This window comes from Saccharophagus degradans 2-40 (genome assembly GCF_000013665.1).
In the GTDB taxonomy this organism is placed as follows: Bacteria; Pseudomonadota; Gammaproteobacteria; order Pseudomonadales; family Cellvibrionaceae; genus Saccharophagus; species Saccharophagus degradans.
Genome location: NC_007912.1, coordinates 4,172,806 through 4,198,120, shown reverse-complemented (window position 1 = coordinate 4,198,120; position 25,315 = coordinate 4,172,806). Strand labels below are relative to the sequence as shown.

Below are 25,315 nucleotides of genomic sequence, written 5' to 3'. Positions count from 1 at the left end.
AATATATTGGTTGACACTAATGTCGCCCAATTGATAATGTGACCATATTGCGAAGCCTAAACAGGGACAGAGCCAGTAATTCTGTCAGTGGTTGTTTTAGGTCAAATTCTTACCGAGAGTTTGGCTATCTATGATTCGAGTAAAGCGGTTTAGTTATTTCCTCAAGTTAAATCGCTTATTTTGTGCCAGTTGCGCTCCGTGGCGGGACTGGCATTTTTTTCTCGACAAGTTGCTCTTTGCTAGACGTGTTCTGGCAATTTCATTCACCAATAATAAGTGCATTGTATGAAAAAAGAGAATGTAAACATCGCGAAGCAGGGCTTGCTAGTTGTTTTGGTAAGCTTCTTTATGAGCTTTTCCCTAATGGGTTGCGCCAAAGAAATTCTGGTGAACTCGCAGGAACAATACGCAGAAGCATTGAGTTCAGTTAAGCCTGGCGACACCATTGTGTTGGCTAATGGCGAATGGAAAGATTTCGAAATTGTATTTACAGGTAAGGGCACTGAAAAAGCGCCAATCACCCTAACTGCGCAAACAAAAGGCAAGGTGTTAATTACTGGCGAGTCAAACTTGGCGCTTGCCGGTGAGCATTTGGTGGTATCTGGTTTGGTGTTCACTAATGGCTACACACCAAGCGATGCCGTTATCTCATTTAGAGCTGCTAAACCCGTAGCGGAAGACGACTACAGTACAGTTGCAATGCATTCTCGAGTCACCGAGGTGGTGATTGATAATTTTAGCAACCCAGAGCGTTTTGAAACTGACTCGTGGGTGCTTATCTATGGCAAACACAACCGTGTTGATCACAGTAACTTCACCGGCAAGCGCAATAAAGGTGTGTTGATGGCTGTGCGTTTAGATACCACGCATAGCCGCGAAAACCATCATGAAATTGATCACAACTACTTTGGTCCGCGCGATATTCTTGGCTCCAACGGCGGAGAGACTTTGCGTATTGGCACGAGCCACTTCTCTCTTTCAGACTCTTTCACTTTAGTAGAAAACAACTATTTCGATCGCTGTAACGGTGAGTTAGAGATTATTTCTAACAAGTCTGGGTCTAACAAGTTTATTGGAAATACCTTCTTTGAATCGCGTGGCACGCTAACTATGCGTCACGGTCATGGAAACGTAATCGAAAACAATGTGTTCTTTGGTAATGGCAAAGATCACACCGGTGGTATTCGTGTAATTAACGAGCGCCAAACGGTACGCAACAACTACATGTCTGATCTTGCAGGCTACCGCTTTGGTGGTGGTTTAGTTGTTATGAATGGCGTGCCTAACTCAGCGATAAATCGTTACCACCAAGTAAAGAATGCCGTTATAGAAAACAACACGCTGGTGAATGTCGATCACATTCAGCTGGCAGCTGGTAGCGATAAAGAGCGAACAGCTACACCCGTGGATTCCAAGTTTTCAAATAACTTGATCGTCAACGATGATAAACGCAACCCGTTTACCGTATACGACGATGTTAGCGGCATAACCTTTTCTAATAACAGTATTAGTGCAGCGTCCAAAGAGCTAAAGAAAGGCTTTGAAGTTGATGCCGCTAAGATTGCTAAAAACGATCAAGGCATGGTGTTTGATGCCTCCGGTACTTACGGTGCAAGCAAGTCGCTAAAACCCGTTCGCAAGCAAGATGTGGGCGCTAGCTGGTTTGTTAAGTCGGAAGATCGCAAAGCATTCCAATCGGGTAAAACAGTTAAAGCTGGTGCTGGCCAAAACTCTATCTACGATGCAGTAGAGCAGGTAGAAGATGGTGGCGTTGTCGAACTGGCAGCGGGTGATTATGTAGAAGCTAAAACAATCACTATTAACAAAACCGTAACCGTTAAAGCAGCAGCCGGCGAAAAAGTAAATATTGAGTTCTACAAAAAGTCGCTGTTTGAAGTGGTTGATGGCGGCAGCTTACAGCTTGAAGGTTTGGCAATTAGCGGTGCGAGTTCGCCAGACGATGTAGGTAATGCGGTCGTGCGTACATCGCGTTATTCCATGTTAAAAAATTATCGCTTAGAGCTTAAAAATTGCGAGTTCACAGACCTAGATGTAAACAGATTCTTCAACGTTGTATCGGTTAGCAAGTCTACGTTAGCAGATAACATTTTGTTAGAAAACGTAAGCGTTAAAAAGGTTACTGGCTCAGTGTTGAAGTTAGATCTTGAGTCCGATGATTACGGTATTTATAACGCAGAATACGTCACGATTAAGAATAGCCAGTTTGAAGATGTAGATGGCCCATTGATTACTTACTACCGTGGTGGTACCGATGAAAGTACTTTCGGCCCACACTTTGAAATGACTGGCAGCACCTTAAAAAATGTAGGTAATGGCAGCAAGAACAAGTTGAACGCGTCACTGTATTTACATGGTGTACAGGTAACGGCTATTTCAAACAACAAATGGCTAGATAGTAAGCCTGTAATTATTGAGCACACTGTGGGTGAGCCTGTAACAAGCGTTGTAGATAACACGTTTGTGAATACAGCTAAGTTAGATTTACAAGAGCTGTATTCTAAGAAGACAACCACCGCAGTAATTAAAAATAATACCTATAAAAAATAAGGCAGTGCTAAGTAATATGTTAAGCGTTAATACTATTAAAAACACCTTGCTGGCAGCAGTGCTTGTTTCTGTGCCTGCAACTGCTCAAGTTTCTGGCAATGGTCATCCGAATCTTATTGTTACAGAGCAAGACGTAGCAAACATAGCTGCTAGCTGGGAGTCTTATGATGCATATGCCGAGCAATTAAATGCCGACAAGACCAACCTCGACGCATTTATGGCTGAAGGTGTTGTTGTGCCTATGCCTAAAGATGCTGGCGGCGGTTATACCCACGAGCAACACAAGCGCAACTATAAAGCTATTCGCAATGCCGGCTTTTTGTATCAGGTAACGGGTGACGAAAAATATTTAACGTTCGCCAAAGACTTGTTGCTAGCCTACGCCAAAATGTACCCATCGCTAGGTGAGCACCCCAATCGCAAAGAGCAGTCGCCTGGTCGATTGTTTTGGCAAAGCCTAAATGAAGCTGTTTGGTTGGTTTATAGCATACAAGGCTACGACGCCATAATAGACGGCCTAGCCGCAGAAGAAAAACAAGAAATTGAGTCGGGTGTTTTTCTGCCCATGGCTAAATTTCTTTCTGTAGAGTCACCTGAAACATTCAACAAGATTCACAATCACGGTACGTGGGCCGTAGCCGCAGTAGGCATGACTGGTTACGTACTTGGCAACGATGAGCTCGTTGAAATCTCGTTAATGGGTTTAGATAAAACCGGTAAAGCGGGTTTTATGAAGCAGTTGGATAAACTGTTTTCGCCAGATGGCTATTACACAGAAGGCCCATACTACCAACGCTATGCACTTATGCCATTTATTTGGTTTGCCAAAGCGATTGAAACCAATGAGCCTGAGCGAAAAATATTTGAATACCGCAATAATATTTTGTTGAAGGCGGTGTATACCACTATCGATCTTAGTTATGCGGGTTACTTTTTCCCCATCAATGATGCGCTTAAAGATAAAGGTATTGATACCGTAGAGCTTGTACATGCGTTGGCAATTGTCTACTCAATTACCGGTGACAATACATTGTTAGATATCGCGCAAGAACAAGGGCGCATTAGCCTAACTGGTGACGGCCTAAAAGTGGCAAAGGCTGTTGGCGAAGGTTTAACCCAGCCATATAACTATCGCTCCATTTTATTGGGTGATGGCGCTGATGGTGATCAAGGTGCTCTGTCTATTCACCGTTTGGGTGAAGGTCATAACCATATGGCGCTGGTGGCGAAGAATACTAGCCAAGGTATGGGGCATGGTCACTTCGATAAGCTTAATTGGCTTTTATACGATAACGGCAACGAAATAGTTACCGATTACGGTGCGGCGCGCTACCTAAACGTTGAAGCTAAATACGGCGGTCATTATTTAGCTGAAAACAATACATGGGCTAAACAAACTATCGCGCACAACACTTTGGTTGTAAACGAGCAAAGCCATTTTTATGGCGACGTTACAACAGCCGATTTGCATCACCCCGAAGTGCTTAGCTTTTATAGTGGCGAAGACTATCAGTTAAGTTCTGCGAAAGAGGCTAATGCCTACGATGGCGTTGAGTTTGTTCGCTCCATGCTGCTGGTAAATGTGCCTTCGCTAGAGCACCCAATTGTTGTAGATGTGTTGAATGTTTCTGCCGATAAAGCCTCAACATTTGATTTGCCATTGTATTTTAACGGTCAAATTATCGATTTTAGCTTTAAGGTAAAAGACAACAAAAATGTGATGAAAATGCTAGGCAAGCGCAATGGCTACCAACACCTGTGGTTGCGTAACACTGCACCAGTAGGTGACGCCAGTGAGCGCGCTACTTGGATACTTGATGATCGCTTTTATTCTTATGCGTTTGTTACTTCTACTCCAAGTAAAAAGCAAAATGTATTGATTGCTGAGTTGGGAGCAAACGACCCTAACTACAATTTGCGTCAGCAGCAGGTATTAATTCGTCGAGTAGAAAAAGCGAAGCAGGCATCGTTTGTTAGCGTGTTAGAGCCACACGGTAAATACGATGGTTCGTTGGAGACGACTAGCGGTGCTTACTCAAATGTTAAATCAGTTAAACACGTAAGCGAAAACGGTAAAGATGTGGTTGTAGTTGATTTGAAAGATGGCAGCAATGTTGTTGTCGCTTTGTCCTACAACGCTAATAGCGAGCAAGTACATAAAGTAAACGCCGGTGAAGAAGCGATAGAGTGGAAGGGCTTCTCTAGCGTGGTGGTTCGACGTAAATAATTTGGTTTTTTATGCCGGCGCTTATGTTTGTGCTGGTATGAGCAGGCTCCACTTAGGTTTTGGTGACACGGAGGTCACATTTTTTTGGAGTTTGCAGAGATTTAGAAAAGTGGAGGGTAGCTTAATGATGTTAACCGAAAGTGCAAATTTTCTATTTTCCAAAGAAATAGAACCGGAAACAGTCGGTGAAGGGATAACTCGCCAAATACTAGGTTTTAATGAACAAATTATGATGGTGCGCGTTACGTTTGAGGCAGGAGCCGAAGGCTATGTGCACGAACACTTTCATTCGCAGGCTACCTATGTAGAAAGCGGTGAATTCGAAGTGAATGTGGGTGGTGAGATCAAAACCTTAACAGCAGGTGACGGTTTTTATATTGCTCCCAATATTAGCCACGGCGCGGTTTGTAAAAAAGCAGGCGTACTCGTTGATGTATTTAGTCCGGTTCGGGCTGACTTTTTAAAGTAGGTACAAAAATAATGAAAATTAAAGGTTTGAGATGGATGATCTTGACGATGGTGGCAATCGCTACCATCGTAAACTACATAGATCGAAATGCGTTGGCCGTTATGTGGCCGGGTATTTCTGAAGACTTAGGGCTGGATAACAATGATTACGCCAATATTATTATGTTGTTCATGGTTTCCTATGCGCTAGGTCAAGCATTGTTCGGCAAAATATTCGATATGCTCGGCACGCGCGCTGGCTTTATTTTAGCCATCGTGGTGTGGTCGGTATCGGTAGCGTTGCACGCTTTCGCGCGTGGCGTAGTCTCGCTCGGTATCTTCCGGTTTATTATGGGTTTCGGTGAAGCAGGTAACTGGCCTGGTGCTACCAAGTCGAATGCCGAATGGTTCCCGATTAAAGAGCGCGCATTAGCGCAGGGTATCTTTAACTCAGGTGCTGCGTTGGGTGCGGTAATTTCTGCTCCATTAATTGCTTATTTGTACCTATTAATGGGATGGCAGGCTACGTTCATTGTTATTGCGAGTTTTGGTTTTATTTGGGTTGTGCCTTGGTACATCTTATACAAAGCAGCCCCAGATTCTCACCCATGGTTAAGTGACGAAGAGCGTGAATATATTCTTAAAGGGCAAAAAGCGCCTAGCCAAGATGAATCTACTGGTGATGACGTTGCCGCGCCAACTTGGATGGAAATGTTGCAGTATCGTCAAACCTGGGGCGTTGTACTTTCTCGCTTCTGTTTAGATCCAGTTTGGTGGTTGTTCTTATCTTGGTTGCCAATTTATCTTGCCGATCAGTTTGGCTTTAATGTTAAAGAAATCGGTATGTTCGCTTGGATACCCTATGTGGGTGCAGCGGCGGGCAGCTTGTTTGGTGGCTGGTTATCTGGTCGTCTAATTAGCAGTGGTAAATCGGTGAATTTTGCACGCCGCTTCGCTATTACATTAGGTGGCGTAATCATGTTCCCTTGTTTGTTGTTAACCGCATACGCGGGCGACCCCCTTGTTGCCGTACTACTGATTGCTTGTATTTTGTTTGGCTTCCAGTGTGCGATCGGCAATATCCAAACCTTGCCTAGTGACTACTTCGACGGTAAGAGCGTTGGTTCACTAGCAGGCTTAAGTGGTGCGGCTGCAGTTGTAGGTGTAATTATCACAACCAAGCTAGTACCTATGATAGCCACTGTAAGCTACGCGCCAGTGTTTATGTTTGCAGCGTTGTTAGTACCATTATCCGTGCTGTCAGTGTGGTTGATTTCTGGCCCAGTAAAGCCAGCAGGAAAACTTTAGTTAAACCCATTTGTGCGTGCGTTTTAGCACCTTAATTTGTTGTAATAAGATAGGTAAAAAGTTATGAAACTTGAAAATAAAGTATGTGTTATCACTGGCGGTATTCGCGATATTGGTAAGCAAATTTCTCTTAAATTAGCTTCTGAAGGCGCGAAGTTAGTAATCAACTACTACGATAACCCCGAGCAAGCAGAGCAAACTTTAGCAGACGTTAAAGCTGCTGGTGCAGAAGCTATTCTTGTACACGGCGACATGACTAACGGTGAAGATGTTCAAAAGTTAGTTGATGCTTCTTTAGAAACTTTCGGTGCTCAAATCGATATTCTAGTAAACGTTGCTGGTGGTTTAGTTGCCCGTAAAACTATCGACGAGATGGACGAAGATTTCTGGAACTTCCTCATCAAGTTGAACTTGAACACTACTTTTCTTTTGACCAAAGCATGTGCTCCACACATGGTTAAAGGTAGCTCTATCATTAACTTCGCTTCACAAGCTGGTCGTGACGGTGGTGGCCCAGGTGCTTCTGCTTACGCAACTGCAAAAGGCGCGGTTATGACTTTCACTCGTTCTATGGCTAAAGAACTTGGTCCACGTGGCATTCGCGTTAACGCATTGTGCCCAGGTGTAATCAGCACTGTTTTCCACGACACTTTCACCAAAGACGAAGTTCGTAAAAACATTCAAGCTGCTACTCCTTTACGTCGCGAAGGTTCTGCTTCTGAAGTTGCAGATGTTGTTGCGTACTTAGCGTCTGACGAGTCTTCATTCCTAACGGGTTTGAACATGGACGTAAACGGCGGCTTGTACTTCTCATAAGCTGTTGTTCAGGGCAGCGTGGCTGCCCTTTAAAAGCATGGGAAGCAATGCATTTGCATGCGTATAAATATGGCGACGACTCTGTTTATTTAATGGGGAGTGTCGCCGTTTATTTTTCTAGGTAGTGAAAATGAATAATAGTGTGGCTGTAATTGGCGAAAGCATGCTCGAATTAATGCGTGCTGAGTCTGACTCTAGTTGTCGCTCTATGCCTGCGATGCTTTCGTACGGCGGTGACACCCTTAATTCATCTGTATATATGTCGCGCCTAGGCGCAAAAGTTGAATACATTACCGCTGTTGGTAAAGATAAAAACAGTGAGTGGTTAGTTAAGCAGTGGCAGAGTGAAGGCGTAGGTACGCGTTTTGTGCGTACAGATGAAAAGAAAGTGCCTGGCCTGTACATGGTAACCAATGATGAAAGTGGTGAGCGCTATTTCACTTATTGGCGCAACGATTCAGCTGCGCGCTACATCATTGATTCTGAAGAAAAGAAACAAGCATTGTATGCAGATTTAGAAGGATTCGACTGGATTGTTATATCCGGTATATCCATAGCTATTTTGGACGAGGCGTCCAAAAAGCGCATGTACGAATTACTCCAGCAGTGTAAAGCTCGCGGTGCAAAAATCGCGTTTGATGGCAATTACCGGCCAGCACTGTGGGAAAGCAAAGAGCAAACACGACAGGCATATCAAACTGTTACAGCCTTTGCAGATATTATTTTACCTACCATTGACGATGAGTTTCAGTTGTACGGTGAAGAGCCTAAAGACGAAGTGATCGATAGATTGCTGAGCTATGGCGCGAAAGAAATTGTATTAAAAATGGGTGGCGAAGGTTGTTATACCGTTGCCGATAATGAACGCACCCTAGTACCAGGACGAAAAGTGGTTGTAGTTGATACCAACTCTGCTGGTGACTCATTTAATGCGGGCTACTTAACCGGCCGCATGCAAGGTATGTCTGTTGAGGAATCTGCTCTACGCGGTCATCTGCTGGCTTCAACGGTAGTGCAATATCGCGGTGCGATTATCCCAAAAACAGCCATGCCCAAAATGGTCGGTTAATACTGGCAACGTTGGGCGCTTCTTGGGTAGCTAAACACAGATTTAGCGAAGCGTACTAACTAGCGTTAACGGTGAGTTTTGTTAACGCCGTAAGTCTTAGCAATATTACTAACTACAATAACGCAGCCAGCGCAGGTGAAATAGCTTTTTCCTTGCGCTGCACTAAGCGTAGAAACTTGACCCTATAGACATCTATCGTAAGAGGCTTGAGACATGAACGAGACGACCCTTTTTCCGGCGGGCGTACTAACTGGTGACGATGTCCAGCGCGTATTTAAACACGCGAAAGAAAATGGCTACGCTTTACCCGCGGTTAACGTAACTAGCTCCAGTACTGTAAATGCAGTATTGGAAGTTGCTCGCGATTTAAATACGCCCATTATTATTCAATTCTCTAATGGCGGCGCTGCATTCTATGCGGGCAAAGGCCTTAAGAATGTGAACCAACAAGGCTCTATTGCCGGTGCCATTGCTGGTGCTAAGCATGTGCATCAAGTAGCCAAAGAATACGGTGTGAGCGTTATGTTGCACACCGATCACGCTGCCAAGCAATTACTGCCTTGGATAGACGGCCTACTGGATGCTGGCGAAGAGTTTTATGCTCAAACGGGCAAGCCATTATTTTCTTCGCACATGTTAGATCTGTCTGAAGAGCCGTTAGAAGAGAATATCGCCACTTGCAAAGCTTATCTAGAGCGCATGGCCAAGATGGATATGACACTAGAAATTGAACTGGGCGTAACCGGCGGCGAAGAAGATGGTGTAGATAACACCGATGTAGATAGTTCTAAACTCTACACTCAGCCAGAAGAAGTAGCCTATGCCTACGAACAGCTTAGTGAGGTTAGCCCACGCTTTACTGTGGCTGCGTCATTTGGCAATGTGCATGGTGTTTATTCTCCAGGTAACGTAATATTGCGCCCCGAAATTTTGAAGAACTCGCAGGCGTTTATTGCCGAGAAATATAATACTGGCGCTAACCCTGTCGATTTCGTGTTCCACGGTGGATCCGGTTCTGATTTAAAAGATATCCGCGAAGCAATTAGCTACGGGGTTATTAAGATGAACGTAGATACCGATTTACAGTGGGCCTACTGGGACGGTGTAAAGAGTTACTACGAGCAGCGTATGGAGTACCTTCAAGCGCAAATCGGCAACCCAGAAGGCGCCAATAAACCAAATAAAAAGTACTACGATCCACGTCAATGGATACGCAGTGGCGAGGAATCATTCGCTGATAAGCTAAAGTCTATTTGTGAAGATTTGGGCTGTGCGCAAGCCAACCCAGTTAGCGAGGCTCAAATAGCTTAAGCAGGTTAGGTCGCTTCGCGTATAAGCGAGGCGACCTAGATTTACCTTACCTATTTTGAGCACCCCACGTGACCAGCAACGCATTAAAAGTATTTATCTCCGATCTTCATGGCGAACTCGATGTTTTTGATTTTCTCGCCGACCGCCAATTCGGCATACTTCATCTATTAATTCGCCAGCAATTTTCTCCCGAGCTAAATGAAACTCTGTGCGCGGCTATTGAGGCTAGCGCTATTCGTTTATGCCGTGCTGCAAACGCTAGCCAAGCTCAGCTCGATCGCACTAGTGCTGTAAGCAAAGAAATACTTTTTACAGCACTTTTTTTAATGGTGGTACAGCAAAAAGCAGAAGACGAGTCGCTTACTATAGCTATTCGCCGGTGGGGCTGGTTGTCTACCGTGCATCGGGCCTTAAGTGGTGATGCGCAGTTAAGTTGTACGCCATTTAGTCAGCTTGTTGAAATGCTTGCGCAGAATATTCGCACTTTAAGTGCGCAAGATTTTTTCGCGCTAGTGCAGGCGTTTGCAAAAGCGTTATTTAAAAAGTTAAGCCCAGAATTGAATATAGTTGGCGATATTTATGATAGAGGGCAAGATGCTTTCGCCATTATGGAGCGATTGCGCGGGCTGCCGAATGTGGCTATTCAGTGGGGCAATCACGATGTAGTGTGGATGGGTGCTGCGTCGGGCAACCTTGCGTGTATTACGGTGGCGGTGCGTATTTGTTTGCGCTACGGCACGTTAGATATGTTGCACCGCGATTACGGTATCAACCTCTCTCGTTTAGAACGGTTTGCTGCTAAAGCCTACGGCGATGATGATTGTGCGCAGTTTACCCCCAAGGGCGACCTTAACGCTGAAGAAAAGCTGCGCATTGCGCGTATGCACAAAGCCATATCAATTATTCAATTTAAGCTTGAAGGTAAGCTTATTGCCCGTCGGCCAGAATATACAATGGCCGATAGACTGCTGTTGGATAAAATAAATATTGCCAATAGCACGGTTACTGTGGGTGATGCTGTGCATCCACTATTAGACTCGAATTTTCCTACGCTGGATGTAGAGCAGCCTTATCGCTTAAGTGAAGATGAACGCAAAGTTGCAGAAGATCTTAAGCAGCAGTTTCTTGCCAGCGCAAAGCTTACCCAGCATATGGATATACTTTTTCACCGCGGTGGAATGCAAAAGAAAACAGGAGATTGGCTGCTTTATCACGCCTGTGTACCCGTTGACGAACAGGGAGAGTTTCAACCTTTTGCGCTTGCACCAGAAACCACACGTGGACAAAGCCTGTTTAACTTCTGCGAGCTGGAAATGCGGCGCGGTTATTTAAATAGAATGGTCATTAATGACCGCAATGAGTCCGATATTGCTTGGTTTTTATGGTGCGGCCCTCATTCTCCTTTATTTGGCAAAGCCAGAATGACCACCTTTGAACGCTATTTTGTGGCCGATAAGCAAACCCACAAAGAAGGTAAAAATGAATACTACAACCTTCGCTCCAACCCTGAGTTTTTAGCACGCGTTGCCACGGAATTAAAATGCAGTAGCGATCAGGTGCGCATTGTAAATGGACACGTGCCGGTTAAGTATCAATCTGGCGAGCGCCCAGTGCAGGCCAATGGCAAGCTCTTTTCTATTGATGGCGGGTTCTCTATGCCCTATCGCTCAGCCACCGGTTTGGCGGGCTTTGTACTGCTTGAAGCGCTTGGTCAAATAGTTTTATATCGGGTAATCCCCAACGACAAGCGCTATGCTTTAGAAGTGGAATATCAACAAATACTAAAGCCTAAAGCTGCAAGTGTGCCTGCTGCTTAGCCTGTCCTCGAGTAATTTATGGGTGTGAAATCTAAAATAGTTATTGGCAATTGGAAAATGAACGGCAGTGCCGAGTTGGTGGAGTCGTTCACACGTACCATGTTGGATAATCAAGCGGCTTACGCAGGTATTCGCGTGGTACTTTGCCCGCCGTTTACTCTTCTGCAGGCTATGGCTGATGCGCTGGAAGGTGGGCCTATCTTGCTTGGCGCACAAAATGTAAGCGAGTTTGAGCAAGGGGCGCATACCGGCGAAATATCCGCGCCTATGTTGGCTTCGATGGGCACCAAAATGGTTATTATTGGCCATAGCGAACGAAGGGCGTCGCGCGGTGAAAACGATCGTATTATTGCCGCTAAAGTAAAACAGGCGCTTTCTGTAGGTATGCTACCCGTACTTTGCGTGGGGGAAACCGCCGAAGAAAAAGCGCGTGGTGACTCAGGAGCGGTGGTGTGGCAGCAGTTATCGGTTGTGCTACATGCTATTGGCAGTGAGCTCTTTGGCCAGCTGATAGTAGCTTATGAACCCATATGGGCTATCGGGTCTGGGTCGACTGCCTCTACTGACGATATTCTTACAATTACTACCGCTATTCACGCGAAGTTAGCGCAGCTAGGTATTCAGTTACCACTCTTATACGGTGGCAGTGTTAACGCAGGCAACGCAGCTCAAATATCATCTTTACCTACTATTAGCGGCTTGTTGGTGGGCGGTGCCTCCTTGCAGGCAGGCCAGTTTCTACTTTTGTGTAGTAATACCGCAAAGGGCGCATAGACCTTTTTATTAGGTTAACGCCTTCATTTCTTACTTTTGGTTATTGGGCCTATTGCTCTAATTGGCCCAGATAAGCTGGGTGTGCCGCGAAGGTCTGAGCTGTGTCGGTCTAAACGCCTTATAAGCCTCGCAACGCCATTTCATAGCTCAATCTTTCTGTTCAAATTACCCGCATAAGCTAGTCTTAATAGAGGCGTGCGGGCGTTTTATTGGTATGTCTGTCGAAATAATAACCTACTTTCTAAGCACGAAGTGACTTGGAAGGATTGCATTTGGTTATTGGTTTGATGGAAAACATTACCAATATGTATTGTAATTGATCGCAAAATTGATATACATTTCTTGTTACCAAATGATTGTGGTGAAAAGTTTGCCAGTCCAAAGGTGTTTACCCCGCAGTAAGCGCTGAACAATAAGAATTCTGAGGTTAAATATGTTCGGTATTAAAACGCTAACCGCGCTGCTAGTGGTTATATGCTTCAGTCAGGTATCTGTGGCTGAAGACATTCGCATTAATAAAGTGGCAGGTGAAAAAGAAGAGCTGCTGCTGTCTGTGCTTGAACTGGTGTGGAGCAAAGCAGACCCCAACGGAAAAATTATTCAATTAAACGATGAGCTGCCTGTTAGCCGCCTACCTGTAGAGGTCGAAAGTGGCGCTATAGATTTAATGTGGGCAGGCGCCTCGGCCAAAAACGACGAGCAGATGTTGGCGGTACGTATTCCTTTGTTAAAGGGTATGTTGGGTCATCGCATTTCCATTATTCGCCAAGGCGATCAGCACAAATTTAACGATATACGCTCAATTTCAGATTTAGCGCGCCTCGATGCTGGCATGGGCCGTACTTGGGGCTCGACCAAAGTATTAGAGCAGGCCGGGCTTAATGTTGTTACGGCGATGAAATATGAAAATTTATTTCATATGTTGGAAGGGGGGCGGTTCGACTATTTTCCGCGGGGTATACACGAGCCTTGGGCCGAATTAGCTAAGTACCCAGAGCTACCTCTAGAAGTAGAAAAACGTATTTTACTTATTTACCCCTACGCAATGTATTTTTATTTGCAAAAAGATAACCGCGCATTGCACGCAAAACTTACGCGTGGTTTTGAACAAGCCATTGCTGATGGCAGCTTTGATGAATTGTTTTATAGCGCACCAATGGTTAAGCAGGTTATTGAAAAAGGCAATATTAAAGATCGCATAGTACTGCGCATGCCAAATAATGAAATGCACAAGGATACACCTGTAGATCGCCCCGAACTCTGGCTCGACGTTAACAAACTATAAAGGTGGAGGGACCTTTTGTTTTTTAACGTCGCGCTGGTAGTAACCCGAGAGTACACATCATAAAAAACACCTAAAAATAACGATAACACCAGACGGAGTTAAAAAATGAAGTTCAAATCATTAGTGGCCCTATTCCTATTGGGCCTGCTTACTGCTTGTGGGGGCGGTAGTTCAAATCCAGACCCAGACCCAGACCCGATTGAAGAACCTGAAGGCGAACCTGAAGGAGAGCCAGAAGGAGAGCCTGAAGGAGAACCAGAAGGAGAGCCAGAAGGAGAGCCAGAAGGGGAACCAGAAGGAGAGCCAGAGGGTGAACCTCAGGAGTCTAACTTTCCGCGTGGTTCACTCGGTGATAACGACACTGTGCCAGACGTGGTATGTACGCAAACCGTAAACAGTACGTCAGAACTAGAAGACGCTGTAAGCTACGAGATGACCCCAGGTACAACGCTGTGTTTGGCTGACGGCAACTACACCAACTTAGAAATTCAGTTCGGTGGTATTGGTACCGAAGCGAACCCTATTACTGTGGCAGCAGCTAACCCCGGTATGGTTACAATTGGCGGCGAAGTTGGGATCCGCATGAGCGGTGAATACGTTGTGTTGCAAGGGCTTATTTTTAAAGACGGTGAGAGCGCGAGTAGCGACTTAATTCAAACTCGCGGCAACTCTAACGCGCCTTGTAATAACTGCCGTATTACCGAAATTGCCATTATCGATTTCGATCAAAATTCCGATAGCAGCGGCAAATGGGTTCACATCTACGGTGCACATAACCGCGTAGACCACAGCTGGTTTTCTGGCAAAACTACCCGCGGCGCATTACTTGTTGTAGATCGTTACATTGAAGATGGTGTTGACCCACTCGATGCCGAAATAGATTACGCGCAAATCGATCACAACTACTTCGGCGACCGTCCACCGGTGGATGGCAAAGCTTACGCGAGTAGCGGCGACAACGAATACGAAGGTATTCGCATTGGTACCAGTGATTCGCACACAGGTGATTCGTTCTCGGTAATCGAGCACAACTATTTTGAGCGCATACAAGGCGAAGCCGAAGTTATTTCTAATAAGTCTGGCAACAACCGCATAGAGCACAATACTGTACGTAACAGCTATGGTTCTATTACTACACGTCACGGCTCAAGCGCGACTATTACCAATAACTTTATTATTGGCGATGGTCACCCATATGCAGGCGGCCTGCGCATTATTGATGACGGCCACACCGTAACGAACAACTACATCCAAGGTGCGCGTTATTTAGCAACTACTCACCATGGCGGTATTGTGTTGATGGGCTCCGATGGTTCAACCACCAACGGTTACCAGCAATTAACCAATGTACTTGTTGCGCACAACACTGTGGTAGATAGCGTGAACAGCTTGAACGTAGATGGCGGCCAAAAGTCTACCAACCCCAATAATGTTTACCTAGTGAATAACATTATTGCTAATGGCATAGGCCCTGTTATTACAGAAGCTGCAGATGGTATGCCTGGTAGCTCTGTGATTGCGGGCAACATTTTTTACGGCCAAAGCTTTTCCGACTCCTCTAGCCTTACCTCTGTAGACGGTATTACTTGGTTAGACGTTGCGTTCGCAGCAGATATGCAAGGCGTAATGCGCGCTACAGGCAGCAGCCCAGACTTAACCGCGGCAGCTGCAGATACTGGCGATTTTGCCGCCGTTACTTTGGATATGGATGGCTTGGCGCGTGCAGCAACCACACAAGCTGGTGCTGACGACGATATAGGTGGCAACCCAGTTCGCGGCATTCTTAATAGCTACGATGTTGGCCCAATAAGCTACCGCCCACCAATGACCACCCCACACGTTGCAGAAGTGGATGTCGCCAACTATGCGTTTGATGAAGGTGCAGCAGGTTGGACTTTAGTTGATGCAGTGGTAAACACTAACGCTGCAGAGGTTTTTGCCCGCGGTGCAAGCGTGGAAGTAACCGGTGCTAACGGCCGCGCTTCGCAAGTTGTTAGCTTAACGGCGAATACCAACTACACCTTAACTGCGTTTGTTAAAGGCACTGCAACTCTTGCAGCAGATGTAGGTGGCACGGTTTATCGTTCAGATGTGAACTCTTCATTGGAGTACAAACTAGCAACCGTAAGCTTTAATTCTGGTGATGCAACATCAGCCACCATTTACGGCGAAGTTGATGATTTTGTACTTAACTATGCCCCAATTGGCGAAGCGAGCTTAGACGGCTTCCCTGGCGCAGACACCACCTTTTGGAGTGTGTACGAGGGAGCAGGTATCGGTCAGGTTCAAGGCTCTGATAACTCAGCAGCCGGCGCTGATGGGTCTGTTAAGTTTAAATTAGAAGACGCTACAGAAGTGGGTACCCCGCGTATAAGCCAAGTATTAACCGGCCTAGAATTAAATACGGACTATACTTTATCTATGTACGCCCTTTACAAAAAGTCTGCCGATGTGACTGTAACTATGGGGGCGTTTGTTGGCGAAACAGACACTGTACTAGCAAGCAAAGTGGTTGATTTTGAAGACCTTGTTGCAGCTAATGCGCCGAAAGGCGACGACAGTTTCCGTCAAGACACACTAACGTTTAACACGGGTAGTAACTCAACTATTACTATCTTTGCTGAATACAACGCCAACACAATTATTGCTGACGGCGGCGACGCTGGTGATACGGAGTTTCGTGTAGATGAATTTGCATTGACATATGAAGGTGCACCTGCTGCGGATGCCAAAGCATACTTTGACGAATTCCGTCTAGTATCGCATGCATCGCTAGCAGACTAAAAATTTAAAGTTTTTTCATGTGAGTAGCATTGGCCCCACTCTGTGGGGCTTTTTTTAATAAATATTTTTGCTTAAAGAATCTTTATTAAAAAACAAACGCAACGTTGCGAGATGATGTATGAAAAAAATAGTAGCTAGTCTTTTAATAGGGTTATGCAGCTTGGCTGTGTGTGCCGAAACGCATATTTACGATGGCAAAGGTAAAGAAACCTGGACCAAAACGGACTTAAAGCCGGGCGATGTGGTGATTATCCCGAATGGCACCTACGCCGACTTAAAAATTAACGTGCAGGGCAAAGGTGAGCAGGCCAAGCCGATTGTACTTAAAGCAGAAACACCTGGGGGCGTTGTGCTTACAGGTGCATCGTGGCTGCGCTACTGGGGCTATTTTATTGTGGTAGATGGTTTCGATTTTAACGACGTAACCTATTCCATGTATAAAAATAAAGTGCGGGCAATTATTGCCAACCGCCGCGCGGGTTCTAGCAGTGAGTCCTCTAAGGATATGTGCCAAGCGTGCGTGTTACAGCGCGTGCGTATAGATAACGAGAACGATAAAGCGATCGATACTGAATATAAATGGATTGAGCTATACGGTTATAACAACGTGGTGAGGTACAACTACTTCGGTGCTAAAAAATCGGGCAGCCGAGTTTTACAGGTTCAGTTAAAGCATGCTAATGCGCAAAAATTGCCCGTATCCCATGTTATTCAGTACAACTATTTTGCTTCGCGTAACGCGGGCAAAGCTGTAGGTAATGGTGGTGAAGCATTGTTAGTGGGCGATTCAAATATGCAGCATGTTGATGCTAAGGTTACCGTGGCCAACAACTTATTTTACGATGCATCCATACTTGGCGAGCCAGAGGTTATTTCGAACAAATCCTCCTCTAATATTTATCGCAGCAATACTGTGCGCAATACAACCGCGAGCCTCACGCTGCGCCACGGCAACAGAAACACTGTAGAGAATAACTGGTTTTTGCAGGACCAAACAGAAGGCTCTGGTGGTATACGTGTCATTGGCGACGATAATATTATTCACAACAATTACATTGCTGGCTCTGCCGGTGGTGGCAAATCGGCCGCGTATCGGCCAGCACTTGGTATTGCCGCGGGTTACTCCAAAAAAGATGACGATGCCAATATCAACGGTTACCAGTTAAGTGAGCGCAACGTGCTTTCGAATAATAGCGTTATTCAATCTGCACAGCCTGTAATGCTTTCTACTTGGTACGATCGAGGTAAGCTAAGTATGACTCGCCCCCCTATGCAAACCACGTTTATTAATAACTTGGTGTACCAACTAGATGTTGCACCATCTACTGCAGATTGGGTGCGGGGCTTAGCCATTAGTGTAGATTACACGCCAGACTCTGAATACGGTAACAACTATGGCATTGATAAAGCGGAGTATGTACCGTCGTTTGCAAAAGTAAAAGGCAATATTACCGATGGCAAAGTGTCGCCACTGGTTAGCAAAGGCACTAAAGCTGAATCGAAAAAAGAACTTAAAGGGTGCGATGCATTTGGCACTGGCGATATCGTATATTTACCCCTTAAAAAAGCAGGCGCAGACTTATCTAAAATGGATGAACCCTTGGTGTGGACCGACACAGTAAAATCTGCTCGCTTAGGACCAGATTGGTTGAATGCAAATTGGGGCGGCGAGAAAAAAGCCTATAAGGGATGTTAGTTGAGGGATAGGTTACAGTTAACAGTTAAAACAAAAATTAAGCGGCTCGTTTATCGGGCCGTTTCTATTTGGGTGTGTGTTTTCTGTTTTTTTAATAGCCGCAGTATGCGAAAAAACTGGATTATTTTATCTGCCAAAAACATAATTTCCCTGTTCCCTGTTCCCTGTTCCCTGTTCCCTGTTCCCTGTTCCCTGTTCCCTGTTCCCTGTTCCCTGTTCCCTGTTCCCTGTTCCCTGTTCCCTGTTCCCTGTTCCCTGTTCCCTGTTCCCTGTTCCCTGTTCCCTGTTCCCTGTTCCCTGTTCACTAGCTCTCCGGTTTAAAGTGACAAAAAATATTGGCAAAACTGTCGCCGTTGAATGGAATAGGGCGGCCGTGCAGTAGGCGTCCGCCTTCATAAAATACCATTTCGCCGGGTTTGAGTAATATGTGGTGCACGCGATAGGCGTTGTCTTCTATTACAAGTGGCCAATCTTCATCGACGTCTTGCGCTATGTTAATGATGGCGCTAATTATATGTGTTTCTAGTCTGTCTCTATGCATTTTTAATTTGGCGCCGCGATGGTATTCACGTATGCCGTATACATAGGTTGGCGCCAGTGGTTGATTGCACCAGGCTTCCATTTTGGGCTTAAGCTCGTCGTGTACGGCTTGACGCAGCTCGTCGCTTAAATCGATTAGTGAGCTGCTTTTTTTGCACGTTTTGCTGGCGTTTTCTATAAAGTCGCCCGGCACATGCTCTTCAGTAAGCTGCTGCTTATTGTCGGTATAGAACTGGGTTAACTTTTGGAATAAAGCTGGGTTTAGTGTGCTTTTGTGTAACCCGCTCGCCGTATAGTTTGGAATATATTCATTGGCTTCTTTACTGTACATAGGGGGCGCGTTGGGCAGCCTGCTTTGGCTGCGAAACCACTTAGTAATTACCGCCTTATGCCCTTTTAGTACGGGGTAAGCTTGGTGCATGCTGTGGGGGTTGGGCGCGCCGTTAGATTGCAAACTGTTCCATATTAACGCCAGCCCAGCTCTGGGTTTAATGGCGCCGTCAGCGGCGGGAAAATCGGTTTCGCCGCCCTCTTCAACGTCGTTTAGGTAAATCATTACGGTGTAAGTGCGCTGGCCCATAACTGCCCCGTGCTCGGGCATTTCTTTAATTTCAAAGTAGTCGGTGTGGGCTTTAAATTCTTGGCCTACTTCGTATAGCTGGCCTTGAATCACCTCTGAGTAGGAGGGGTCTATACCCACGAGTTTGCATATGCGCGAATCTACGTAGTGAATAAACGGGTCGTCAATCGTGCCCAAGTCGCAGGTGCGACTTGTGCGGTAAGTTTTGTCACTCTCTTGGCTAGAAAGCTCACTGGGGCGCAATTTAGATCGTATGTTGGCAATTATGCGCTCGCACTCTTCGGTAGTTAAAAATTCCCCAAGGGCGTACATTTCTAGTTTGTCGGAATTTAACTTTAGTGCGTTGGGTATAAATATTTTACGTGGGTCGGTGGGGGCGCCGTGGTTAGCTGCTGTTTGCAGGTTTTGGTTGTTTACCGTTTGCTGTGGGCTGGCTGCGCGCTTAAAAGGGTTAATTAGCTGGTCTACAGGTACGGTAGGGCGAAAATTCATTACCCGCTCTATGGCCTCAAATGCATAGCCTTCGTCGAGTAAAATTTTAAAAATACCGTTTTTATCTTGGCCATTATTTACGTTAGTGTTTATCCATTCTAGCCAATCTTCGTCAAATTCGGTTTTCATACTTCGAACCCTTTCCCCTATAAGTGCTAGGAATTATACGTAAGTTGATATTTGTTGCCGCGCGTTAAATCACAGGCTTGGGTGTGATAACGGTGCGCTTGCTTAATGGTTTTTGCAGAAGTTAGGTGATGTATAAAGGGTAGCCGTTGATTGAGGGTGCTACTAGTTAGCGGTGTATGTGTTGTTTGTCTTGAATGCGGGGTGAGTTGTAGCACAGGCTTGTTTAAATATGTTTACGGCAGGGTTTAACTTTTGCGCTTTTGCTCTTTTGCTTTAGTGCGGAAGCACGGTACTGCTGTGGTGTAATTCAGAAATAAACTGCAAATAAAATTTGGCTCACCCGAAGGTGAGCCAAAATATTAACGGTCTTACTTAGTGATACGCGTGTAAGAAACGTTAGTCATGGTGATTTTCGCTTCGGTAATGCCTATATCTTCGTAGCAGGCACGGAACGAATCGGAGTCGCCATGTGAACCACAATCTTTGCTACCTTGTGGGTATTGCGATTGTAGGTAGTTACCAAACTTCAAGTAAGATGCAGAATCGTCTTCTACTTCTGTCTCTAGGTTTTTACCAAAGGCAGATACTTTTACAACGCCGTAGTTGTTAAGTACGTGGAAGCTGAAAGAGTCGCCAGAGCGGATTGTGCCCAATGGTTTCTTCTCTTCAACACCGCTGGTGTTACGAATACGAACATACACGTCGAAAATGCCGTTTGCCGCTACGCTATCGAAAAAGCCAGATTCGCTTGTGTCGGAAACGTATAGTTTCATGATGGTGCCAGTGTCGCCTGCGTGATGCTGTGCAACAATTGTCTTACCGCCAGTAGATAGGTCTACTTTAATAGTTGCAGAGAAATCTTCGTAGGTAGCAGTCATCGCAGTACGCTCGCTAGAAGCGATTTTGTACTCGTGGCGCCAGCCGTTACCGTTTGGAGTCGTTACGCGTGCTTCAAGAGGTACGAATTCCAACGTGTAAGGGTCTACCAATGGGTGTGGGTTCTCGCCTTCCAAATCCCAAACATCGCTGTTTGTAATGCTTTCAGGAATTTTTGAGCCAGATGGAGTTGGCGTAGGAGTAGGCGTTGGGGTCGGAGTTGGTGTAGGCGTAGGAGTAGGTGTTGGCGTTACAGTGCCAGCACAACCCAATACTTGTGCTTCAATCAAGCTGTTCCAAGTATTCGACGAGTTACCGTGACCAACAATACGTACGTAACGCGCTGTTACGTCGTCAATGCTGTTTGATTTAAGGCCAGTGCTACCTTGTGACTGCACGTTGCTTAAAGCGGTAGACCAGTTGCTCTTATCGGTAGACGTTTCTACATCGAAGTAAGCGGTACGTGAGTCACCTTTGTACCAAGCCGTTTTTAGTTGACGAACTGTGGCTTCGGCGCCTAAGTCTAAAGTAATCGCTTTGCCGTCGCCTTTAGAAGACCAGCGTGAATCAGCTGATAAATCGCCGTCCACAGCTAGGTGTGGGCCGTGACCATCGTGAGAGCCATCATCGGTAGCAGAGCTAATGTCGATGGTATTTAAGCTGTTACAGCCCGCTGGTGTAGGCGTGGGCGTAGGAGTAGGTGTTGGCGTAGGAGTCGGTGTTCCCGTCTCAACTAAGCTGAAATCGTCAAAGCGGCCAGTACCACTATTGTACTTACCAAACACTTCTACAGAGTTTGCAGAGCCAGAGTTAAAGTTAACAGTTACTTTGCTCCAGCTGCTTGTGTTTACGGCTTCGTCATAAACTGCAGTGCCGGTGTTAACACCCACGCGTCCACTGCCAAGTACATATGCAGTTAACTGGTAGTTGGTGTTTGGGGTTACCGCAACGTCTTGATCTACACGGCCGGCGGAGCCAGTAATTTTGGCAGATCGGCTGCCGTTATTTGCATCGCTAGAAAGTGCCGAAGGGTCAGTGTCTGTCCAACCGTCAAAGCCACTTTCGAAGCCTGAGTTAGAAATGGTCGCAGCCTGTGTTAAAGATGCACTAAGCGCGAGTGAGATCGCTAATGGAAGGGTTTTTACCTTCATTATTATATTCTCCGATTGGGAAGCACTTGGCACTTTCTAGGTATAAGGCTAGGTTTTATTTTCTACACCGTTAAGTGCAAAACTTTGTTTGCCAAGCTAGCTGTGGATTGATAGTGCATGTCCCGTTACATCCTAGGCACGCACAAAATTATTTTTATTTTTCACTCTGCAAGTACATCCAAATACTGCAGAGAATGCTGAAAAGTGAAATTTAAGTGTGCGTCTTCGCGACCGCTCTGTCAACCAAATTGTAATCGTATTCTGGTAGGTGGAAGCTAAACCAATTTGGTTTTGTGTGCCAAAATTTGTATACCAATTTTTTATTGTTTTCATAACTAATTGATAATTAATGCTATTTTGATTTGTGTGGGCGGGCTAATTGGTCGACCGTTGCGTTTCGCCGAAAATGAATATTTGTGCGTTTAATCCACATGTAAGTGAGAACCAGTCGCGTCTTATGGTTTGGTATTTGGTTTTATTAGCACTTTTAGCTATTTAGGCTAGGAGAAGGTGGTTGGCGTCTATAGCTTCTTTGGAGGTGCTTCTGTTGAAACTTGGGGGCTTGCGTGAAATACATGTGGTTTATAGTTTTTATCTTACTTGGTCGCTCTTAGTAGGTGGTTATGCAAATAAGACTGTTTTACAGCTTTAATTTGCCATTTAGCCAAGTCTCTGACATCGTTGTCTTTTGGCGATGTTTAGGTACTTATGTGGTGCCTTAATAAGGCTATACTCACAGCCGAACAAACATTACATATAGAGCACGGGGGAGCGAATGGCGTTATTTAGCAAGTATGTATGGCAAGTGGCAGTTGCCGGAGCATTAGGTACGGTTAGTTTGCTGGGTAGTCGTTTATACGCGCAAACTGCAGATACACAGCAATGGATTGATGGCATAGCCAGCAATATGCAGGTGCATTATCAAGTACTGCTAAATAAGGGTGACGGCGAATGCAGCTTGCCAAGCTTACCGCCCAGCCCCAAATCACCATGCTCTATAGTTGAGCTTTCACTCAGCTCGCCAGATAAGCTTGCGGCAAACGACTTAGATGGTAACTGGTCTATTTACTTCAGCCAAACCGATCCCATTTATGCGCACCCAGCTGGTGAATTTACAATCGACCATATAAATGGCGATTTACACCGAATTCGCCCCAGCGCCAGCTACCAAGGATTTAATGTGGGCGAAGTTAAAAAGGTGCAGTTTATTGTGGCGGGTTTAACCCTTACCGAAGCCAAAATAATGCCCAACTATTATGTGGTAGCAGAAGGGCAAGATAATAAACAGGCACTATACAGCGAAGCCCGTGTTATCGAATCAACACGTATTCGTATACACCCAGAAACAGGGTTAGAGGAGCGACCTTTTGCAGGCGAAATAAGTAGGCAAAATTTTAAGCTGTCGCAGGCAGATAAAACGCCTTACGCCGATGCCGCTTTTATATTTAACGAAAATAAAAACGTAAATAAGCTGGGATTTGTAGCGCAAGACGAAGCGCTGCGCACAATAATACCTACGCCAACTTTTGTAATGGACTCTGGCAAAAATATAGATATTAGCGCAGGTATAAACCTGCAGCTACAGGGGGTGGAGCAAGACGCAGTTGCGCCGGCACTGGCGTGGCTACAAGCATTGGGCCTAAAGCAAAACCCTGCGGGCATGCCGTTTGTTGTGTCTGTTTCGCGGGCGAGCTTACCGTCGCGCTCGCCAGTGGGGTCCTATCAATTGGTGGTATCGCCAACGCAAATTACCATCTTTGCCCGCGAACCGGTTGGTGCGTTTTACGGTATGCAATCGTTGGCGAGTGTAATGATAGCGGGCAGAAATACTTTACCTGTGTTAACCGTTAACGATTCGCCTCGTTACCCTTATCGCGGTATGCACATAGATGTAGGTCGTAACTTTCATTCCAAACAACAAATACTGGATGTATTAGATCAAATGGCGGCGTACAAGCTTAACAAGCTGCATTTGCATTTGGGTGAAGATGAAGGCTGGCGCTTGCAAATACCCAGCTTGCCAGAACTTACTGATGTGGGCGGTAAGCGCTGTCACGATCCACAAGAAAACACCTGCTTATTAATGCAGCTTGGGGCAGACGTAAGCGGCAAAAGTGAACGCGATGGCTATTACACTCGGCAAGATTATATAGAGCTAGTAAAAGCTGCGAATGCGCGTCACATACAGTTAATCCCTTCTTTTGATATGCCCGGTCATTCGCGCGCTGTAATAAAAGCTATGGAGGCGCGTTACCGTAAATTCATGGCCGCTGGTAATAAAAAAGCCGCTGAACAATATTTACTTTCAGACCCAAACGATAAAACGCAGTACAAAAGTATTCAGTTTTATTCCGATAACACGATTAACGCGTGCATGGAATCTCCTTATAAATTTTTAGGCAAAGTAATAGACGAAGTAAAAGCCATGCACAGCGAAGCGGGCCAGCCGCTTACGGTTTACCATATAGGCGCAGATGAAACCGCCGGTGCTTGGGCGCAATCGCCAATATGCCAAGCGTTTTTTGCCAACAACCCTTACGGTGTAGAAAATGCCAAACAGCTAGGTGCTTATTTTATCGAGCGCGTGGCCGCATTATTAGAAACTAAGGGTATTAAAACCGCAGGTTGGAGCGATGGTTTAAGCCACACTAACCCAAAAAATATGCCCGCCAAGGTGCAATCGTATATTTGGGATGTATTACCTTGGGGGGGCGTTGCCGAAGCAAATAAGCAAGCCAATCGAGGGTGGGATGTAGTGCTATCTCACCCAGACGCGCTGTATTTTGACTTCCCATACGAGCCAGACCCAAAAGAAGGCGGCTATTATTGGGGCAGCCGCCATATAGATACCCACAAAGTATTTAACTATATGCCCGGTAACTTACCGGCTTTGGCAGAGGTATACCCAAGCCCTACCCAAACAGGGTTTGAAATAGCAGGCACCACCCCATTAAAACAAGGCGTGCAATGGGCGGGTATCCAAGGCCAGCTGTGGAGCGAAACTATACGCAGCGATAACGCTGTGGAATATATGATCTTTCCGCGTTTAATTGCCTTGGCAGAGCGCGCATGGCACGCACCAAGTTGGGAGCCGCCCTACAATTACGAGGGCGCAACCTATAATGCTAATAGCGGTTTATTTTCTGAAAATAAAAAAAGTGAGCGCGATAAAGCGTGGTTAAAATTCGCAAGCGTCATTGGCTACAAAGAATTCGTTAAGCTAGATGCCGCCGACATTCACTACCGCATACCAACGGTGGGCGCTATTATTCAAGACTCCATGCTACACGCAAATCTTGCTTACCCAGGGTTAGGTATTGAATATAAAGAAGCCGGTAAAGATTGGCAGCCTTACAACAAGCCAGTACAAGTAAAAACGCCGGTACTGGTGCGCGCAAAAGCCGCAACGGGGGATAGAAAGGGGCGTGCGTTACCTGTTGAGTAA

The 25,315-nt window shown here is 45.7% G+C and carries 15 protein-coding genes; 13 read left to right on the top strand and 2 right to left on the bottom strand.

All coding sequences use genetic code 11. The annotated features are described in order from the left end of the window. Positions 1-285: 285 nt before the first annotated feature. The 12 genes from SDE_RS17195 to SDE_RS17140 all read left to right on the top strand — a co-directional run bounded on the left by SDE_RS17195 (position 286) and on the right by SDE_RS17140 (position 18,102). The gene (locus SDE_RS17195) at positions 286-2,568 is read left to right on the top strand and encodes a polysaccharide lyase 6 family protein (RefSeq protein WP_011469756.1); all 2,283 of its coding nucleotides are present in this window, start codon (positions 286-288) and stop codon (positions 2,566-2,568) included. Positions 2,569-2,584: 16 nt separating this feature from the next. Beyond that, entirely contained in the window at positions 2,585-4,795 is a 2,211-nt protein-coding gene (gene alg17, locus SDE_RS17190) for an exo-oligoalginate lyase Alg17 (RefSeq protein ID WP_011469755.1), read from the top strand. 124 nt (positions 4,796-4,919) lie between these two features. Then, complete coding sequence (locus tag SDE_RS17185; protein ID WP_011469754.1) at positions 4,920-5,264, top strand: cupin domain-containing protein; 345 nt, start codon at positions 4,920-4,922, stop codon at positions 5,262-5,264. Positions 5,265-5,275: 11 nt separating this feature from the next. After that, a complete protein-coding gene (locus SDE_RS17180; protein ID WP_011469753.1) occupies positions 5,276-6,550 on the top strand; it encodes an MFS transporter in 1,275 nt (424 codons plus the stop codon). A 63-nt stretch (positions 6,551-6,613) separates the two neighbouring features. Beyond that, positions 6,614-7,366 (top strand): SDR family NAD(P)-dependent oxidoreductase, encoded by a 753-nt coding sequence (locus tag SDE_RS17175; RefSeq protein ID WP_011469752.1) that lies wholly within the window; start codon positions 6,614-6,616, stop codon positions 7,364-7,366. Between the two features lie 130 nt (positions 7,367-7,496). Next, entirely contained in the window at positions 7,497-8,435 is a 939-nt protein-coding gene (locus tag SDE_RS17170) for a sugar kinase (protein WP_011469751.1), read from the top strand. Positions 8,436-8,648: 213 nt separating this feature from the next. Next, positions 8,649-9,746, top strand: coding sequence for a class II fructose-bisphosphate aldolase (fbaA, locus tag SDE_RS17165; RefSeq protein WP_011469750.1), 1,098 nt, complete (start codon positions 8,649-8,651; stop codon positions 9,744-9,746). Positions 9,747-9,814: 68 nt separating this feature from the next. Beyond that, entirely contained in the window at positions 9,815-11,563 is a 1,749-nt protein-coding gene (locus tag SDE_RS17160) for a fructose-bisphosphatase class III (protein ID WP_011469749.1), read from the top strand. 18 nt (positions 11,564-11,581) lie between these two features. Next, positions 11,582-12,337, top strand: a complete 756-nt coding sequence (gene tpiA, locus SDE_RS17155) for a triose-phosphate isomerase (protein WP_011469748.1) — start codon at positions 11,582-11,584, stop codon at positions 12,335-12,337. A gap of 433 nt (positions 12,338-12,770) precedes the next feature. Then, positions 12,771-13,622, top strand: coding sequence for a transporter substrate-binding domain-containing protein (locus SDE_RS17150; protein WP_011469747.1), 852 nt, complete (start codon positions 12,771-12,773; stop codon positions 13,620-13,622). A 105-nt stretch (positions 13,623-13,727) separates the two neighbouring features. After that, the gene (locus SDE_RS17145; protein WP_011469746.1) at positions 13,728-16,406 is read left to right on the top strand and encodes a polysaccharide lyase 6 family protein; all 2,679 of its coding nucleotides are present in this window, start codon (positions 13,728-13,730) and stop codon (positions 16,404-16,406) included. Between the two features lie 118 nt (positions 16,407-16,524). Further along, positions 16,525-18,102, top strand: coding sequence for a polysaccharide lyase 6 family protein (locus SDE_RS17140; RefSeq protein ID WP_011469745.1), 1,578 nt, complete (start codon positions 16,525-16,527; stop codon positions 18,100-18,102). A 304-nt stretch (positions 18,103-18,406) separates the two neighbouring features. Here SDE_RS17140 and SDE_RS17130 read toward each other — a convergent pair whose 3' ends face one another. Together SDE_RS17130 and SDE_RS17125 are read right to left on the bottom strand one after the other, a co-directional pair. Further along, on the bottom strand, positions 18,407-19,843 hold the full coding sequence (locus tag SDE_RS17130) for a prolyl hydroxylase family protein (protein WP_011469744.1): 1,437 nt from the start codon (positions 19,841-19,843) through the stop codon (positions 18,407-18,409). 368 nt (positions 19,844-20,211) lie between these two features. Then, positions 20,212-21,870: a polysaccharide lyase family 7 protein gene (locus SDE_RS17125; RefSeq protein ID WP_011469743.1), complete on the bottom strand. Its 1,659-nt coding sequence runs from the start codon at positions 21,868-21,870 to the stop codon at positions 20,212-20,214. 775 nt (positions 21,871-22,645) lie between these two features. On the opposite strand from SDE_RS17125, the gene SDE_RS17120 reads away from it, so the two are divergent. After that, the gene (locus SDE_RS17120; protein WP_011469742.1) at positions 22,646-25,315 is read left to right on the top strand and encodes a family 20 glycosylhydrolase; all 2,670 of its coding nucleotides are present in this window, start codon (positions 22,646-22,648) and stop codon (positions 25,313-25,315) included.

What these genes read in the sequence shown, in the direction of transcription:
- SDE_RS17125 (WP_011469743.1), bottom strand. Translation starts at nt 21,870, where the DNA reads ATGAAGGTAAAAACCCTTCCATTAGCGATCTCACTCGCGCTTAGTGCA.
- SDE_RS17170 (WP_011469751.1), top strand. Translation starts at nt 7,497, where the DNA reads ATGAATAATAGTGTGGCTGTAATTGGCGAAAGCATGCTCGAATTAATG.
- SDE_RS17175 (WP_011469752.1), top strand. Translation starts at nt 6,614, where the DNA reads ATGAAACTTGAAAATAAAGTATGTGTTATCACTGGCGGTATTCGCGAT.
- tpiA (WP_011469748.1), top strand. Translation starts at nt 11,582, where the DNA reads ATGGGTGTGAAATCTAAAATAGTTATTGGCAATTGGAAAATGAACGGC.
- SDE_RS17180 (WP_011469753.1), top strand. Translation starts at nt 5,276, where the DNA reads ATGAAAATTAAAGGTTTGAGATGGATGATCTTGACGATGGTGGCAATC.
- SDE_RS17185 (WP_011469754.1), top strand. Translation starts at nt 4,920, where the DNA reads ATGATGTTAACCGAAAGTGCAAATTTTCTATTTTCCAAAGAAATAGAA.
- SDE_RS17120 (WP_011469742.1), top strand. Translation starts at nt 22,646, where the DNA reads ATGGCGTTATTTAGCAAGTATGTATGGCAAGTGGCAGTTGCCGGAGCA.
- alg17 (WP_011469755.1), top strand. Translation starts at nt 2,585, where the DNA reads ATGTTAAGCGTTAATACTATTAAAAACACCTTGCTGGCAGCAGTGCTT.
- SDE_RS17140 (WP_011469745.1), top strand. Translation starts at nt 16,525, where the DNA reads ATGAAAAAAATAGTAGCTAGTCTTTTAATAGGGTTATGCAGCTTGGCT.
- SDE_RS17145 (WP_011469746.1), top strand. Translation starts at nt 13,728, where the DNA reads ATGAAGTTCAAATCATTAGTGGCCCTATTCCTATTGGGCCTGCTTACT.
- SDE_RS17195 (WP_011469756.1), top strand. Translation starts at nt 286, where the DNA reads ATGAAAAAAGAGAATGTAAACATCGCGAAGCAGGGCTTGCTAGTTGTT.
- SDE_RS17130 (WP_011469744.1), bottom strand. Translation starts at nt 19,843, where the DNA reads ATGAAAACCGAATTTGACGAAGATTGGCTAGAATGGATAAACACTAAC.
- SDE_RS17150 (WP_011469747.1), top strand. Translation starts at nt 12,771, where the DNA reads ATGTTCGGTATTAAAACGCTAACCGCGCTGCTAGTGGTTATATGCTTC.
- fbaA (WP_011469750.1), top strand. Translation starts at nt 8,649, where the DNA reads ATGAACGAGACGACCCTTTTTCCGGCGGGCGTACTAACTGGTGACGAT.